Annotated in this window: 15 protein-coding genes and 3 pseudogenes; 8 read left to right on the forward strand and 10 right to left on the reverse strand. The window is 58.4% G+C overall.

Annotated elements, in window-relative coordinates:
* Positions 1-557 precede the first annotated feature (557 nt).
* Complete coding sequence (locus tag AC1DWF_RS22820; RefSeq protein ID WP_476789666.1) at positions 558-1,463, reverse strand: LysR family transcriptional regulator; 906 nt, start codon at positions 1,461-1,463, stop codon at positions 558-560.
* Between the two features lie 33 nt (positions 1,464-1,496).
* On the opposite strand from AC1DWF_RS22820, the gene AC1DWF_RS22825 reads away from it, so the two are divergent.
* Both AC1DWF_RS22825 and AC1DWF_RS22830 read left to right on the forward strand, forming a co-directional pair.
* Entirely contained in the window at positions 1,497-2,453 is a 957-nt protein-coding gene (locus tag AC1DWF_RS22825; RefSeq protein ID WP_476785703.1) for an SDR family NAD(P)-dependent oxidoreductase, read from the forward strand.
* Positions 2,450-3,304 carry an SMP-30/gluconolactonase/LRE family protein gene (locus tag AC1DWF_RS22830; protein WP_476842084.1) on the forward strand — a complete coding sequence of 285 codons (855 nt, stop codon included), beginning with the start codon at positions 2,450-2,452 and terminating at the stop codon, positions 3,302-3,304. The genes AC1DWF_RS22825 and AC1DWF_RS22830 overlap by 4 nt, the downstream gene beginning before the upstream one ends.
* Before the next feature lie 416 nt (positions 3,305-3,720).
* Here AC1DWF_RS22830 and AC1DWF_RS22835 read toward each other — a convergent pair whose 3' ends face one another.
* Complete coding sequence (locus tag AC1DWF_RS22835; RefSeq protein WP_476789427.1) at positions 3,721-3,957, reverse strand: phage tail terminator-like protein; 237 nt, start codon at positions 3,955-3,957, stop codon at positions 3,721-3,723.
* A gap of 63 nt (positions 3,958-4,020) precedes the next feature.
* Between AC1DWF_RS22835 and AC1DWF_RS22840 the strand changes: the two genes are divergently transcribed.
* Positions 4,021-4,455: a hypothetical protein gene (locus tag AC1DWF_RS22840; RefSeq protein WP_476789428.1), complete on the forward strand. Its 435-nt coding sequence runs from the start codon at positions 4,021-4,023 to the stop codon at positions 4,453-4,455.
* A 4-nt stretch (positions 4,456-4,459) separates the two neighbouring features.
* Here AC1DWF_RS22840 and AC1DWF_RS22845 read toward each other — a convergent pair whose 3' ends face one another.
* On the reverse strand, positions 4,460-4,864 hold the full coding sequence (locus AC1DWF_RS22845; RefSeq protein ID WP_476787375.1) for an HK97 gp10 family phage protein: 405 nt from the start codon (positions 4,862-4,864) through the stop codon (positions 4,460-4,462).
* Between the two features lie 592 nt (positions 4,865-5,456).
* Here AC1DWF_RS22845 and AC1DWF_RS22850 point away from each other — a divergent pair.
* From AC1DWF_RS22850 to AC1DWF_RS22860, 3 genes and pseudogenes are all read left to right on the forward strand, one after another.
* Positions 5,457-5,945: pseudogene (locus tag AC1DWF_RS22850) on the forward strand (glycosyltransferase family A protein); the annotation flags it as partial.
* Positions 5,946-5,985: 40 nt separating this feature from the next.
* Positions 5,986-6,267, forward strand: a pseudogene (locus tag AC1DWF_RS22855) (IS66 family transposase); the annotation flags it as partial.
* Positions 6,268-6,484: 217 nt separating this feature from the next.
* On the forward strand, positions 6,485-7,243 hold the full coding sequence (locus AC1DWF_RS22860; protein WP_476786266.1) for an outer membrane protein: 759 nt from the start codon (positions 6,485-6,487) through the stop codon (positions 7,241-7,243).
* 501 nt (positions 7,244-7,744) lie between these two features.
* On the opposite strand, the pseudogene AC1DWF_RS22865 reads toward AC1DWF_RS22860, so the two are convergent.
* Positions 7,745-7,801: pseudogene (locus AC1DWF_RS22865) on the reverse strand (hypothetical protein); the annotation flags it as partial.
* Between the two features lie 48 nt (positions 7,802-7,849).
* On the opposite strand from AC1DWF_RS22865, the gene AC1DWF_RS22870 reads away from it, so the two are divergent.
* The gene (locus AC1DWF_RS22870; protein ID WP_476842085.1) at positions 7,850-8,032 is read left to right on the forward strand and encodes a hypothetical protein; all 183 of its coding nucleotides are present in this window, start codon (positions 7,850-7,852) and stop codon (positions 8,030-8,032) included.
* A gap of 296 nt (positions 8,033-8,328) precedes the next feature.
* Here AC1DWF_RS22870 and AC1DWF_RS22875 read toward each other — a convergent pair whose 3' ends face one another.
* On the reverse strand, positions 8,329-9,237 hold the full coding sequence (locus tag AC1DWF_RS22875; protein WP_476789429.1) for an ankyrin repeat domain-containing protein: 909 nt from the start codon (positions 9,235-9,237) through the stop codon (positions 8,329-8,331).
* 262 nt (positions 9,238-9,499) lie between these two features.
* Between AC1DWF_RS22875 and AC1DWF_RS22880 the strand changes: the two genes are divergently transcribed.
* Entirely contained in the window at positions 9,500-10,138 is a 639-nt protein-coding gene (locus AC1DWF_RS22880) for a tyrosine-type recombinase/integrase (protein ID WP_476789430.1), read from the forward strand.
* A gap of 164 nt (positions 10,139-10,302) precedes the next feature.
* Here the strand turns inward: AC1DWF_RS22880 and AC1DWF_RS22885 are convergent, their stop codons facing one another.
* The 5 genes from AC1DWF_RS22885 to AC1DWF_RS22905 form a co-directional block, all read right to left on the reverse strand.
* Positions 10,303-11,292 (reverse strand): carbon-nitrogen hydrolase family protein, encoded by a 990-nt coding sequence (locus AC1DWF_RS22885; RefSeq protein WP_476784331.1) that lies wholly within the window; start codon positions 11,290-11,292, stop codon positions 10,303-10,305.
* 354 nt (positions 11,293-11,646) lie between these two features.
* Positions 11,647-12,402, reverse strand: a complete 756-nt coding sequence (locus AC1DWF_RS22890; RefSeq protein ID WP_476784332.1) for an alpha/beta hydrolase family protein — start codon at positions 12,400-12,402, stop codon at positions 11,647-11,649.
* 256 nt (positions 12,403-12,658) lie between these two features.
* On the reverse strand, positions 12,659-13,705 hold the full coding sequence (locus AC1DWF_RS22895) for a GlxA family transcriptional regulator (protein ID WP_476784333.1): 1,047 nt from the start codon (positions 13,703-13,705) through the stop codon (positions 12,659-12,661).
* A gap of 151 nt (positions 13,706-13,856) precedes the next feature.
* Positions 13,857-15,464 (reverse strand): APC family permease, encoded by a 1,608-nt coding sequence (locus tag AC1DWF_RS22900; protein WP_476789432.1) that lies wholly within the window; start codon positions 15,462-15,464, stop codon positions 13,857-13,859.
* A 173-nt stretch (positions 15,465-15,637) separates the two neighbouring features.
* Positions 15,638-15,859: hypothetical protein (locus tag AC1DWF_RS22905; RefSeq protein ID WP_476842086.1), on the reverse strand; the 222-nt coding region annotated here is incomplete at its 5' end.

Here is a 15,859-nt window from a genome sequence, read left to right on the forward strand (position 1 = left end):
GTGGATATCCTTTTCGACCATCTAGTAAGGTTTAGAGGAAGCGACGGCCAAGTCAAGCATCAGCCGGTGAGGCAGGCCGTGGCGGCTTAGCAAACTTCCGACGATGCTCAAGATGATGGCATATCCCCAGACGTCTGCTTTGCTTTCGCATCTTATAAAAGGAGACAGTCCCCAAACCACCCCGAATCCGACGCTGCGTGGCGACTGGTGACCTTTTGGCAGCAAACGACCTGATCGTGCTTCTCACTGTCGCTGTCCATAACCTGCCATACGTGCAGCGACGGAATACGCCTAGTTGCGATGGCTGCAGAACAGTCGAGCAGGCTAAGGCTTTCGCGCGGCACGCTGGCTACGTCTACTTGCGGACCAGGCAAAACTGACCGCTACAACCGACATCAGGCGCGTTGCCGACCGTCAGAATCGGGGCCGTTTGCGGTCGGTCCGGTTTTGGCGAAATCTCGCAATAACCCGCCATTCGGCAGCCGACCCCGTTTCGGTCGTTTACCCTAGATCGTAAGAATGTCAGCTTCGAGCCCGAAGCCGCCGTTCGAGGAACGTCACATACCTTCAATGTTCAAGCTACCTGGCGCCTCCGCGCCTATTTTCACAAATGCCTTGGTCGCTGGGGTTGGCTCGCGGACCGCCAGGGACAGCTCGAAAGCTGCTTCCGGCTCGGCTATTGCGCGATATGCAATGCGATCCGGCCGAAAGCTCGCCATGCTCTCCGGGACGATGGACACGCCTGCGCCCACCGCGACGAGCGACAGAACGGCATGCATACCATGCGCCTCCTGCGTGATCTGAGGCACGAAGCCGGCGTCGGCACACAATCGGATCACCTGAAGGTGGAAGCCTCGCCCTTCGATCATCGGCCATAGAACAAATGCTCCATCCGCAAGGTCCGCAAGGGTCAGCCTGTCTTGGCGCAACAAGGGATGATCAATCGGCAGGGCCATGCAAAGCCGGTCGTGATCGAAGCCGTGCAGCTCGATCCCCTCCGCATCTGCCAGTGGGGAAATGATGATCGCGGCATCTAGCGTACCGTTCAGAAGACCGACGATCTGGGCTGCCGTGGTCGCCTCGCGCAGTTCCACGCGCACATCAGGCCGCGCATGTCGAAACGCTCTTATCGTATCGGGCAATCGTCCATAGAGCGCGCTGCCGACATATCCCAGCCGGACAAGGCCGGTGAGGCCGGCGGCTGTCTCCCGCGCCATGCGGATCGAGTAATGCGCCTGGCGTAGCGTCTCACGCGCTTCACGGAGAAACGCATGACCTGCAGAGGTCAGGCCCAGTATCCGGTTGGCACCCCGTTCGATCAAGATGACGCCCAGATCATCTTCCAGCCGTCTAATCGCAACCGTCAACGGTGGCTGGGACATTCCGAGGCGGTGAGCCGCACGGTGGAAATGACCCTCCTCCGCAACGGCGATGAACTGCTCCATTTTGCGCAGGTCGATCATACCGCGCCCCGATGAGAGCGGCTGGTCTGATACGTGATTCATATCGTGATGCCATTTCTTTGGTATTGGACGTATCGTAACATTGTGGCCATCTTCCGCGCAATGAAGGAAGCCATGATGAACCAATTAGATTTTTGCGGACGCACTGTCCTCATAACCGGAGCGGGCCGAGGCTTAGGCCTCGCCTATGCGAGAGCGGTCGGCCAGCTCGGCGCGACTGTCCTGCTGCACGATGTGGGTGCGAATACTGATGGAACCGGCACCGAGCCAGCGATTGCGGAAAACGTCGCCGCGAGCCTTTCCCTTGAAGGGACCACCGCGCACCCCTTCCACACCCCGATAGACACGCGCGATGACTGCCATACACTGGTGCGCAATTGCCTGGCCGTGAACGGACGCCTCGATGCGGTGATCCACAATGCCGGCTGGGTGGGCTACGAACAGATCGAGGACCTTCAAGATGCCTCCTTCGACCACATGATGACGGTCATGGCGAAGGCGCCGCTCTGGATCGCTCAAGCCGCATGGCCCCGCATGCGTGAGGCTGGCTATGGCCGGATCGTGCTGACGACCTCCTGCCGCGCTCTTTATCCGCAATATGTCCAGAAGGGTCTTGCCTCGTACGCCGCAGCCAAGATGGCCGCCGTGGGCGTCATGAACGTTCTTGCGGAAGAGGGGGCTGCGCACGGCATCATCGTCAACGCGGTTTCTCCGGTTGCGAAGACCCGGATGTGGGGCGTGGAGGGCGAACCGGACGAGCTGAAACCCGAAACTGTCGCGCCGGGCGTAGCTTTCCTTGCCTCCGACGCCTGCACAGAAGGGGGCTGGATACTGCGGGCTGCGAACGGGCAGTTCCATGCGACTCGCGCAGTTGAGGCCGAGGGGGTGGATTATCCGCGCGACCTGCGCGCGGTCCACGCTGCCACTCCAGCCGCCGTGGCTAAGGCATGGGACCAGATTGCGGTCCTTGCGCAGGAGCCGCGGTCATGACCGCCGTCCCCGACTTCAAGATTGCAGTCAGAGCTAACGCGATCATTGGCGAAAGTCCCATCTGGAGCGCGCGGCGCAACCGGCTGCTGTGGATCGACATCATGGGCGGGCAGGTCCATAGCTACGACCCGGCAACCGGACATGATGACGTCATCGACGTTCCCGCCGCTGCCGGCCTGCTGGCAGAGGGGCCGGCAGGTCAGATCGTTCTGGGCCTCGACTGCGAGCTGGCACGCCTTGGAGCGGATGGCCGCATCGAACGCTTCGCACGCTCTCCACATGCCGATCAGGCATTTCGGTTCAACGACGGGAAGTATGACCGCCAGGGTCGCCTGTGGACCGGGCTAATGAACAAGGAAGGACAGAAGGGCGTCGGCATCCTCTACCGGTTCGATCCGGATGGAACGTGGCATATCGCCGATACCGGCTTCGATCTGCCCAATGGCCTGGAATGGAGCCGGGATGGCCAAACGCTCTACTACACGGACTCGCACAAGGGGGAGATCTACGCCTACGATTTCGATCCGGCCACAGGCGAGATCAGCAACCGCCGCCTGTTCTTCGGCATGGACCCCAAGGAGGGAAAGCCCGATGGCCTGACGATGGACGGTGCCGGCCATCTTCTCAGTGTCCTGTTCGACGGATCGGCCATCGCCCGCATTGCTCCTGACGGCTCTCTTGAGCGTCTGATCCCTCTCCCTGTACCGCGCCCGACGAGTTGCGCCTTTGGCGGCGATGGCCGGACCTTGTTCGTCACCACGGCCCGGATCGGCCTGACAGACGAACGCATTKCCTGCGCTCCGGCCTCAGGGGCGCTTCTGGAAGTCGATTATGAGGACGCGGTGCGATGAAGGACCACCATCTGTCTCGCCGCGATGAACGTGGCGAAAGCCGATGCGAATGTCAGCTTGGTCACGATAGCTGCTGAAAAACCTTCAACATCAGAATGGCTRGTTCCCATCCCGTTGGTGTCATTCTCGATTGGGTAATCGCAAGGTGGAAGCAGAAGTCAAATTTCCGGCAGCATCGGGGCCGACAGCGGACAGGCAGGTTTTCGACGAATTTCGCGGTAAGCCGCCAATTCCGCGGGCAACCACCGCCAATCTCGGACAGACGAAGACATTCCCAATTTCCCACCATCTCATAGGAATAAGCTGGACACGTGATACCTGCCCGCTGGTATCAATAGAGACACTTATTCTGATGCAGTAGGAAATAACTCTTTGCCAAAGCCGAGAGACAGGCCCTCCCCAAATTGTGGGTAGACCTAAGCGAGCGGGAGGCGGTAAATATCCTTTCGACTTTGCCGTAACCGCTGGTGAGGATCAGCCGCCCCAAGGAACAGCCGGTGGTTCACGTTCGGGATATGCGTGACGCTGAGATAGCCACCCGTTGGCTTTGCGAAGCTTTCGTTTGACCACGCCACAGGCAGGACTGGCGACAGGACAAGCGCCTGCGCTCTCCCCTTCAGAGCGAGCCAGATCGATGTTTCGATGGATTGCACGTTGTCAGTCTTCCAAGGTTTGATAGCTTAGCGACGTATGGAGTTGGAATGGGGTGTTCTGGGATGCGAACTGTTGTCGGTGTCGCGCTTGCGTTGATCGGACTTGCAGGGTTCGATGCGGCGGCTTCGGGTCGCCCAGCAGATGATTTTGATCCCAACAAATACCGACAGATTTCGCTCTTTTGCCCTGGCTCCAATGGCGGGGTGCTAGAGGCGGAGTTCAAAGTGCCATCGGGCGCAAACTTTAAGCTGATCGGCAGGTTTCAAGATGCCGGATGGAACGCAAAACTCGAAATAGTCGAGTTTGAGCTTATCAGTGGCTTTGACCAAACTGGCAGTTTCGCAATCGACCTGCGCAAGAAGAACTCCGAGGAAGAAAACGCAATCGCGGCTCACGCGCTCAATTTCATCAACCCCACTATGCTCAAAGTCTGTCGCGGCTCGATAGATGTGAAAGAGCGCTTCCAGGAAAAGCTGAGAAAGAACGCGGAGCAGTAGGCAATCAAAGCCCGAGTCTCTGCTTCACCTCTGTCGCCTTTGCGTCGACGATTGACACCCACCGCTGCGCCACCATCGTCACCCATGGTCGAGGAGCATTGCCGCGCGCCCCATAATGAACGTAAGCGGCATAGTTCGCCGTGTAGCCGAGGTAGATCGTGTCCCCGAGATCCGCGCTGTTGATCACCAGCAGCATATCGCCGAGATCGGCCGGCACTGACATTCCGGGATTGGCCCGGTTCAGCGTTGGCATAGCCGTTGTCGAAGCCATCAGCGAGGAACGGAGAAACCCCGTGTCGCCGACAGGTACGAGTTGGTTCAGTTGCGACACGGCTTCCTTGAACACCGCCTCAATCGCACCTTCGACTTTCTGGGCCCACTGACCGACCGTCGCAGCGAAGCTGGCCATCAGCGCACCAGCTGAGCGACAAAGTCGATCTTATATTCGGCGAAGCACTTGCAGCCGATGGTGTGGCGCGTTGGCGTGCCCGGAGCATGCGGATATAAGCGACGACCATGGGAGTTGCCGCGCAGTGGGGCATATCAAGTGTGGTGGTGAGGGCGGTGACGATTCGAACTTTTCACCGCCAAATCCCGCCGCTTCTACGCTTTTCACACATAAACTATCTCCTGCTCTTCTCACGAGCGCGGTCTGGGTGGCTAAAGCGTACTATGGAGGGAAACCGGCGGCATCTGGCGCGCCCGGCAGGATTCGAACTATCTGATGGCTGTGAGCCTATTGGAGTGACATTCGTCCGCTTTTGGGGAGCGTTGATTAGAGCCTGAACGTCCGGCTTTGGGCGCATAGCGGACACAAAATTCCGCTTCTGACCCCAGTGAGGTGTTCCGCTAAAGTCAATTCGGATGTCGCCGACCTGTCAGTGTCCAGACGTATCCGCGCTCGAAGCAAGCCCCATGAATCCAAGCGCCGATACTCGTATTTTCAGCGCTCCCGTGCTTATCTGCCGGCTGCATTCCAGAGGTCGGCAAGCATGCTCGAGATGGTGCAAACCCTGTCGGAAGCCAATCCGTTCTTGCTTGCCTTCTCGCTGCTGATCTTTGACATCCCGCGCTACACCTTGTCCTTGGTTTCACTGGCGCTGTTTGGAGTATGGGGAAAGGCTCAGCGCGCGCATTTAGCTGCCGATCAGTTCTCGGTAACCGTGATAATTCCTACTTTCAACGGAGGGACCGGCCTCCATCCCACGCTTGTCTCGCTGCAACGTCAAACTCACCGGCCGGTCGAAATTATCGTCGTCGATGACGGTTCGACCGATGACACCCGGATGACTGCGGAGCGGGCTCGCGCTTTGGGTCTTGTGACCATGGTGATATGCTATGGAACCCGCTTTGGACGCAGCGCCGCAATTAACGCGGCCAGGTTTGCCAGCGGTGACTTGATCATGACGGTCGATGCGGACACCGTTCTAGAAACGACCGCCATCGAGCGGCTCGCTTCGGTTTTCTGGGATCCACGGGTGGCCGGAGCAAGTGGCAACATTGCCATCATGAATGAGCGTGGAACGCAGCAAACTGGGCGAGCGGGTCTTTGCCGACGAGACCACGCCGACATTGGCGCTGGGAACGGGCAAGGCCAAAAAGGCGGCTATGGGCTACGCACGCGACGACCGGCCCTTTGGCGGTGTCAGCCCGCCGATGGTGGCCTATCGCTTCGAGGACAGCCGCGGTGGCGACTGCGTTGCGCGCCACATGAGGGGCTTCACTGGCATCCTGCAGGTTGTTGGATACTCAGCTTATACCCAGCTGGCCAAGGCGAAAGCCGGCGCCAATGAGACCATTGCGCTTGCCGGATCCCCTATCAAGGTCAAGGCCTCAGATTTCTCGCGGATTTTTAAGCGGTATCGCTCTTAATAGTACCCGAAGAGCGACCAATCGGTAATTCAAAGGTTTTCATGGCTCGTCGGGCTGGCGGAAATCAAAATCACGATTTCATCGTGGTGCGGTATTATTGCAACCCTAAGGAGTACCTACGCCCCGTAGTCTAGTGAAGGGGTTAGAATTTATGAATATCAAGTACCTGATCGGCGCGTCTGCTGCCGCAATCCTCGCATTTTCCACAGCTTCCAATGCTGCGGACGTTGTTGGCGGCCCCGAGGCTCCGATTGCCTTGGCGTTCGATTGGTCGGGCGGCTATATCGGCGTAAACCTCGGCGGTGGTTTCGGCAAATTCAAGCATCCGGTCGAAGTTACTGCTGTGGGCGCGCCCGGCCCCCTTATGGACGGGTCGGTTGGCCTTACGGCTGGCGGTTTCCTCGGCGGTGTCCAAGCCGGCTACAACTGGCAGTCGGGCCAGATGGTCTACGGCGTCGAAGCCGACTTCCAAGGTTCAAGTGTTAAGGGCGAAGGCTCGATCGACGTAGGAGGGCTTTTGCTCGGCGGCGCAGCCTTGACCGGTGAGGCCGGCACTAAGGTCGATTGGTTCGGTACCTTGCGCGCCCGCATCGGCTATACGCCTGTCGACCGCTTTATGGTCTACACTACGGGCGGTCTCGCATATGGCCACGTTAAGAGCTATGTTTCAGCCAATGTTGCCGGTCTTGGTGGTATCGACTTGAGCAAATCCGAGACGAAGGCCGGATGGAAGGTCGGCGGCGGTGCTGAGTATGCGCTCACCAATAATTGGACCCTTAAGTCCGAGTATCTCTACACTGATCTCGGCAAGACCACGCTGTATAGCGGAGATATCATCGGTGCGGGGACCAATACGACTCTAAAGAACGATGTTGCGTTCCACACCGTACGTATTGGCCTGAACTACAAATTCTGATCGAAGTATCTCCAGTCTATCGAAAGGCTCCAGCGAAAGCTGGGGCCTTTTTTGCAGCGGCAAAACGAAAAAAGCGGACTGCCGCAACGAGAGACAGCAGGGACCATATTGCTAGCGTCGGGAGTATGGTCAACCGTCAATTCGTCTGTTTTGTTCGCTCACCATCGTCCCGTATGCATCCCAGTGTTTTCGCAGCGACTTCCAAAGATGCTCGGGTCAGAGATGACCACCCGCGTGCGGTACTGCATCGTACGCATACGGCGAGGGCCGCGGGAATGTCCGTTTCGCGCGTAGCGAGGGCTTGATAGTGCTGTGATCAGGCGGCCTGTGCGGCGGCTTGCTCGGCCCGGCACTTCCACTCCCAAGGTAGAAGCTCATGCAACCGCGACTGTGGTATCGATGCGCTACGGGCATGATGTCGTTGGCAGCAAGGTTTAGGCCCGACTCACCGCCGTTGCTGCGATTGGGGGCACTGGTGACGTGCACTGCCATGTAGGCCCAGATCAGGCAGCCGAACCAAACGATGCCGGTTCCGCCTAAAAAGATGTTGAGTAGCAAGGTGGGCCTTATATCCTGGGAACTCGTTTCAGCCTGGCGGACTTCTATTTGAGCTTCTGGATCGCCTTGCTCGGCCGTGATGGCATATGCTCAAGGTCTCCGGCGATTGCCAAGCTGTATAACTTGGTTCGATCTCGTGCCAGCGCAACGCGCTATCTCGAAGGCGCCGAGCGGATAGAGAAGCAATATGCCAATTTGATGAGGAAGACCCCAGCGGGCTTCATCGCTTAACTTAGCCAATGAAGAAACGATCAGGGCTGTCTTGTGGCGTGGGGGGCGCTTCCCGCCTGTCGGCTTTTCGGCAGGGAACATCGAAAGCTGCCCTTGCGCGACCGGCTAGAAGCTCTCGCCAGATCAACCATACTCAGCTGGCTGTTGCTTTGCCAACCTCTCCGGCTCTCGTACGTGCGCGCCATCGTTTGGAGCGGCGATGCTCGTGACACACACACGACCCATTCCGGAAATCAGCATCGCCAGGGTTTGACCAAGTTAATTTGCGGATCACAGTGCCCGCCAGAGAGGACCAATCAATTGTCGGGAAGCGGCAACGGTGCGTCACTCAAGGTCCGCAGGTAAGCGATGAGGTCTGCTCGCTGCTCCTCGTCCTGCAGGCCAGGGAAAGCCATATCTGTTCCAGGCAACGTGAGTGCGGGGTTTGAGATAAAAAAGTTGAGTTCCTCAAAGGTCCAATTGCCACCAGCGTCCTTTAGAACTGACGAATAGGCGACATCGCTTTGTGAACCCTTCGGCCGACCTAAGATGCCCCACAGATTCGCTCGTCCGGGAACCTGGACCCCCGGCGCTGAAAGATGACAAGCCCCACATGTTTTGTCGAAAAGTTCTTTGCCGGATTTAGCGTTTGCCAATGCAAGTCGAGCCGAAATCGGTGCAATGGCCGGTCGTCCGGCGCCATGACTCTGCAAGTAGGCCACGACGTCATCGTGACCACTTAGCTTGGCCAAATGTATGGGCGGACTTCCATTCGATGTCAGTGCATTAACATCTGCTCCAGCATCCACAAGATGGATGACGCACTGAAGGCAGCCATTCTCGGCAGCCACGTGCAGCGGGGTCTGCGATTTTGCCAACTGATTTGGATTGGCCCCATTATTGAGTAGCAGCTTCACGATGTCAGCGTACCCACCCTTGTTGGCGGCGTAGAGTGGCGTTCTTTGCCAACTGACAGGCAGGTTAACGTCCGCCCCACGACTGATCAGAAGTTTTGCTAACTCGGAATTTCCGTTTTCGCAGGCGACATAGAGCGCCGTAACACCGTCAATTTCGTTGATAGCGGCGCCTTTGTCCAAGGCGGATGTCACCGCTGCGACATCGCCATTCCTGACAAGATCACCTAAGTTGCTCGCTTGGGCGGGCAGTGTAAGAAGCCAAAGGGCCCATGTGGCCCTTATCATCCAAACGCGCCCCCGCTTGATCATCGTAGCCTCCCTGACGAGAGTTCCATGACGGGCTTATCTTAGAACAAGGGCTTGCTGGCGACAACGCCCGCGCCGCCGGAAGAGATTTTAGATACTTGGTCAGTGACCTCTCCGGGTCGGTAGCGGCCGCGCTGATCGCTTCCCTACCAATGGCAGCTATCCCGCCGTCGGTGCCTGAAAGCCGTCCGTCTGGAATCGGCCCCGAAGCGGTGATGCTGGCGATCCGTTTTTCCTCGGCCAATCAAGGCCGAGGAGAACTCACATGGGTCACTCTCAATACGATGACGCTAGCCGTGAGCGAGCAGCTTGGAATGCAGGAAAGAAGGTAGGAACTAAGCGGCCGCTCACACAGAAACAGATCTGGGCTGTTCGCTTCTTCCTCGATCGCGAGAGACGCATTCGGGACCGCGCGCTGTTCGATCTGGCAATCGACAGCAAGCTGCGCGGCTGCGACTTGGTCAAGATCAAGATCAAGATCCGCGATCTGGTCGCAGGGGCAGAAATCCGGACCCGTGCGATTGTCGTTCAGCAAAAGACGGGGCGGCCGGTCCAGTTCGAGATCACCAGCGACGTAAGAGCCAGCCTTCTGGCTTGGCTTGAAAGGCGCGGAGGATCGGTCGACGATTATGGATTCCCGAGCCGGGTCAATCACGCCCGCCACATGAGCACGAGGCAGTACGCCCGCCTGGTTGACGAATGGGTCGCAGCGATTGGGCTGCGTCCAGAAGAGTATGGCACGCACTCGCTTCGTCGCACGAAGGCGGCGATGATCTACAAGGCGACAGGAAATCTCCGCGCCATCCAGATCCTGCTTGGCCACTCCAAGATCGAGAACACTGTCCGATATCTCGGCGTCGATGTGGAGGATGCGCTGCTCTTGGCCGAGCGAACTGAAATCTGACATTGAAGCGGTCATCCGCGATGCATGGCGGATGACCGCTTCTGCTCCGTTCTGTCTGTCCTGGGGTGGGATACGGACTGGCAGGTTTTGGCCTGCGAGATGAAGAAGCAGCCGATGTTGGGTGGTCAGCGAAGCAAGATGATCCGCTGACCGAAATACTGGGATCAGTACAGGTTTCGATCAGCGCTCCTTGGATCACTGGTCACCTGGTAGGCCGCGTAGAGCTCAGCGCGAGCCTTTCGTCGCCATGGGCGAGCGGGATTATCCCGGTCAATGGCGATATCCGTTACAACAAGATCAGGAGTTCCATCTGCCGCGCATTGCACGGCCCAATGACCGTTAGGCGCTGCGACTCCTGAAGGGGCGGTGACACTCTGCGGGGCATGGGCGGAGTAGCTGACCCAATACGTATTGCTGGCGGCGTGTCCCAACGCCTCGGCTGCGAAAGCCGGTGCGGCGGCTGGCAGTTCTCCGGTGGTCGAGAACAGTACACAATCGACGTCGAGCCGCTCATACTCTGCGAAAATCTCAGGGTAATGTGCCTCCATGCCCAGAGTGCAACCAAAACGAATGCCATCCACGTCGAACGTAACTGGAGCGTTTCCCGGGGAGTACATGAATGAGATTTTTGTGTTTGATAACATCCGCTCGTCGTAGCGGTTGACCAATTCCCCACGGTCAGAAATGACATAGAGGCTATTGTGCGGGCGGTTTGGCGAGGTGAGCTGATGTACCGACCCGAGCACCGTCCATAGCCTCAGCCGCCTGGCTAGCCTGCGGATCTCGTCCAGTTCACCACGTAGGGCCGTCCATTCGAAGCGGCTCCAGTCCGATGGGCCGATTTCTGCGGGGCCGGTCTTTGACATGATCCGCTTGTTTGGGGCGCAGGTCGCTCCCTCGGGAAAATGGATAAGGCGCGCACCAGCCTGATGAGCCCGCTCCATGAGGTGGCGGATTTCTGCGCCGCTGGCGTGAAGCGCCGCGATGTTGCGCGGATCGTTGGAAAGCGACGTCTGCGTTACAGCCAGTCGTATCGATTGAAGCGAAGAACTGTCTGCCCGTTGGCGGATGTGCCGGAGCGCAGCAGTGTAAGATTCGCCCGTCTTTGCCGCGCGGGCACGTACTCGGCGTTTGAGATTTTTGTTTTCCGTCATCTGAGGCCTTTCACGTCGCGAGCGCAGTTCCCCAGCAACCCGCCCGAAACGATCGGACCAAGATAGCGACCCGAGACAACAAGTCCCTTTGCCTCCGTTCAAGACCATGCTGGGGAAGGTCAAGGAGGTTGGGCGTAGGTCACGCCAACACTAAGATGTCGGTCCAGGTACCTTTAGTCAACCTGCCGCGAAATCCTTGGAAGCTCTGAGTTGCATGTCTGCTCTCAAACTGGGAATGGCCACGGACGACCGGATCGGGTGGGAAGCGGAATGCGGCTTTCGGGGAGAGGCCTACGAAAGCGGACCTTCAACTGACCGTTGCCATGCCCTCGGTCGGCCCGAAGCGGTCATAGGTCAATGAAGCGTTGCGGCTGGCGCAAATATTCGAATTAAGAAGTCTCGGAGGATTGGCGTGACCAGTTCTCGGGGAAGGCGATGACCGCCTTCGAGCGCGTAGAAGCTTACTGGCACACCTACCTGTGCAAGTGCCTCCGAAAATCGTTCAGCTTGATCGACAGATGCATGATCATCATACTTGCCGTGGAGAAGTAAGGTTTCCGCTTGAATCCTGTGCGAATGATGTAGTGCGGATCTATCCAAAAAGCTTTCGTTCGAAACACCTGCCTCTTTCTGGATCGCCTGCTGCAAGCCTCTCGAACTACTTTCGTAGGCTTCTCGCAGGTCATAAACGCCGCCTGTTAGGATGAGCGCCTTGAGGCCCTGGACTTTCGTGGCCACCATGGCAGATGCAACAGCCCCTCGGCTGTTTCCGTAGAGAACTATACGTGCGGGATCGACTGATGGCTGCTGCTTCAGAAACTCCAAAGCGGCTACAATCGCTTGCTGAGTAGTCGGGCCGCAGAAATCGGCGGGGCCGTCCGATGCACCAAAACCAGGCTGCGAGATTGCAGCCGCCGTTGCACCAAGACGGGACGAGAACCGAACCAGCGACCCGTCATCGACAGCCTCTTTCCCACCTAAGAGAAGTCCGCCCTGATTGCCATGTACGAACAGCATCGCCCCGTTCTTGGCCGCAGACGGTCGTGCCTGGAATAGTTCGACGCGAGCGCCATCGCCTCGATCGATGATGTGTTGCGTTACCGTCGACATGACCTCACCCCGCGAACCTGCGGGCGAGGATACGATGACACCCACCTCTGTCAATGTCCGGTGTTGGCGCGTTGCCGAACGTCAGAATCGGGGCCGTTTGCTGCCTGTCCGGTTTGCAGGTGAACGCATGCGATAGCTGCCTCTCGGCGATCACTTATCCTAGGCAAAATGGGGGATCATCTGAGTGCTTGCCGACCACGTACACCGGTCGTTACGACCAAGTCGCTCATTAAACACCAGTCGATAGGAAGGCCAGTCAAGCGCGGTCCAGCATTCGCAGCTCTCTCGGCAGCACCCCGAAATTATCGCGAAACGTCTTCGAGAAATGCGAGGACGAAACAAAGCCGCAGGCCACGGCCACATCCATGATCGGCATGTCGGTCAGTTCGATCAACTGCCGCGCCTTGGCCAATCGCAGGGCCAAATAGTGCTGGAAGGGTGTGCGTGACAGGTGGCGTTCGAAAAGCCTCTCGATTTGTCGGCGCGAAACAGCAACGCGGCGCGAGATTTCCTCGAGTGACAGCGGATCCTCCAGATTTGCTTCCATCAGTTTGATGATCGGTAACAACCGCTTTCCGGCACCGCTGTAGCGCAGGCCCGGCGGTACGGACTGGCAGCTGGCGCCGTCTCGCCATCGATCGGCCGCTACATGTTGGCAGATACTGCCTGCGAGGCTGGTACCACCCTGCTTTTGAACCAGATCCATGGCGAGATCGAAGGCGGCAAACTCTCCGGCGCAGGTGACGATCTGTCCGTGGCGGACAAACAACGCATCATCGACCGCAAGGTCTTCGAATTTTTCTGATAGGGCTGCCATCCGACTCCAGTGGATAGTGCAACGCGCGTGGCGCAAGATAGCTGCGTCAGCAAGCAACCATGCCGCGGTGCCGAGCGCGTAGATCGGCACCCTGGCCCGCAATGCCTGACGGAGGTAGCTGCGCAACACGGCACCCCGGAACCTCTCGACATTCTCGCCGGCGCACAGAACCAGGTTAACGTTCGGATGGAAGCTTTTCGCTACGTCCGCCAAGCTTCCGGCCACGCCCATCGATAGGCCGCTGGCGCATCGGACCGGGTTTCCGTCCAGGCTGTGGATTTTCCAATCGAATAGTGCGGAGCGCGTGAGCGAGTTGGCAAGTCGAAGGGGTTCTATCAGCGAGGCAAGGCAGAGCTGAGAGAAACCGGGCAGCACCAGCACAAGGAACTCTGTCGGCGGCTTCGAGCCGCGCAGCAGAACGGAGACATCAGCGTCCGGCAACGACGCCATTGCGGAAAATGCCGCATGCTTGTTCGGCGCGTTCATACGTTTCTCCTAATGCCTAAGAATCGAGCGCTTCGCCTTCCCAGCGTGATCCCGTTCACGGCTCGGATTTAGGCCAGCTGGTGCGGCGATGCCCGCCCGCACCAGCCATGTGGACGAAAGCGGAGCACACGCTTTCGTCCGGAGGAACCGGCTAGAGTGCCAGCCAGTGGGAGATTGCGACGACCGCAACACCGCCGGCGAGCGCCAGATAGGGCAGCATGCCAGCCTTGGTGGCCCCCTCCTCATGCGCCAAAAGCATGTCTTCCTTCATCGCAGCTGGGAAATGTCCCTTGTCCTGGATGTAGTGGCGGAACACGAAGACTGGCAGGATGAGCGCGGCGAAGAACAAGCCGGTCACCAGTGTCCCTTCGCCCCAGATGTCGGCGCCCATACCAAGGAAGACGAGGTTGACATAGCCCAGGAAGGTGCCTGCCGCGAGCAGCCAGTTCGGCGCCCGGAACGGGCGCTCCCAATTCTTGCGGTCGATGCGATGGATCCACCCGGAATTCAGATTCATGAAGATGAAGATAATGTAGCCGACATTAGACGCCGCCAGGATGAAAACAATATCCGACAGCAGAAGCAGGATCAGGTTGAAACCGAGATCAGTCCACATGGCGCGAGTAGGCGCACCGTGTTCGTTTACATGGTCGAGGTAGCGCGGCAGCCAGCCGTCGACCGCACCTTGATACAGCGTGCGTGAGGAGCCGGCCATGGCCGTCATGATCGACAGCAACAAGGTGCAGACGAGCATCACGACGATGACGTTAGTCATGATGCCGCCGGCATGGACCATTGCCGCCATCGCCTTGGCGACGCCCATACCGCTGTAGATATCGGGCGCCAGCATCCCAGCCAGGCCGAGCGATCCTTGGAAGGCAAGTGGTACGAGGATGAAGATGACGAGGCAGAAAAGGCCCGAATATAGCAGCGCCTTGAATGTGTCGGCGGCCGGGTTCTTGAACTCTCGGGTGTAGCAGACAGCTGTCTCGAAGCCGTAGGTCGACCACGCCGCCATCAGCATGCTGCCGGCGACAACCACCATGCCCTGCCAGTTCCAGGCGCCGTTGACGACATTGCCGGCGGCATCGTGGGTGAGCGGGACGAAGGGGGTGAAGTTCGACGACACGATATCGCCGGTGAAGAGCGGAACGACGCCGATCAGGATCAGCGGCAATAGGGACGAAACGGCGAAGATCTTCTGAAGCTTGGCTGTCGACAGGATGCCACGGTGCTGGATCGCAAAGACGATCAGCATCAATACAAAGCCAAGGAGAAAGGTCGCGTTGATGCGAAGTGTGAGCCCGGTGCGTAGCCAACCAAGATCGATGAGTGTGATCTGCCAGGTGTTGACCACTGAATCGGCGGGAAACAGTACGCCAAGGATGTAACCGGCCCCGAGGCTAACTCCGATCGCTAGCACGGGCGACCAGGCAAACCAGTTGCACCATACCGAGATGGGAGCCAGCAGTTTGCTGTAGCGCACCCAAGCGATTGCCCCATAGACGGACGCCCCGCCCGACTTGTGCGGGAAGAGGCTGGCGATCTCGCCGTAAGTGAAAGCCTGGATGAACCCCATCACGATCGAGGCAGTCCAGACCGCCACCGAAATGTTGCCGGCGGTGGCCGCGATCGGTCCGATGGTGAATAGGACCAGGGCAGGCACGCCGCTGGTGACCCAGAAGGCGTCTACCCAAGTCAGCGACCGGATGAGCCGGTGGTCCCGGTTAGCGGGGACCGTCATAGGTATGTCTGTCATTGATTTTCTCCTCCCAGAGCAATGCCGACATTTGTGTTGGGCGCAGGCCGCGCTGCCTTCTCCGACTATCGGCGGCGTTTTATTAGTACCATGGTACGATTAAATCAAGGTGCTCACGCATTTTGATCGCCTATCGCACCTTCAGGCGCGCCTTGGATGCTGAGACCAAGGGTTTATTTCGCGCTGCGGTCGCGCCGCCGAGCGGCATGGACATACCATTGGTTAACATATTGATTTAGTTGATGATATGGGAGAGCACTCAGGGTCGTCGCACCATTCGCGACGCCGGAAATACTCACGTCAATCGACCCAGTGGGCTGAGGCCAGGAAATGTTCGCGACAAATTCGGTGTTGCTATTATCGTATTGCCATACTAAATACGGCACCACATGACT

This window comes from Aminobacter sp. P4_D5 (assembly GCF_056401815.1).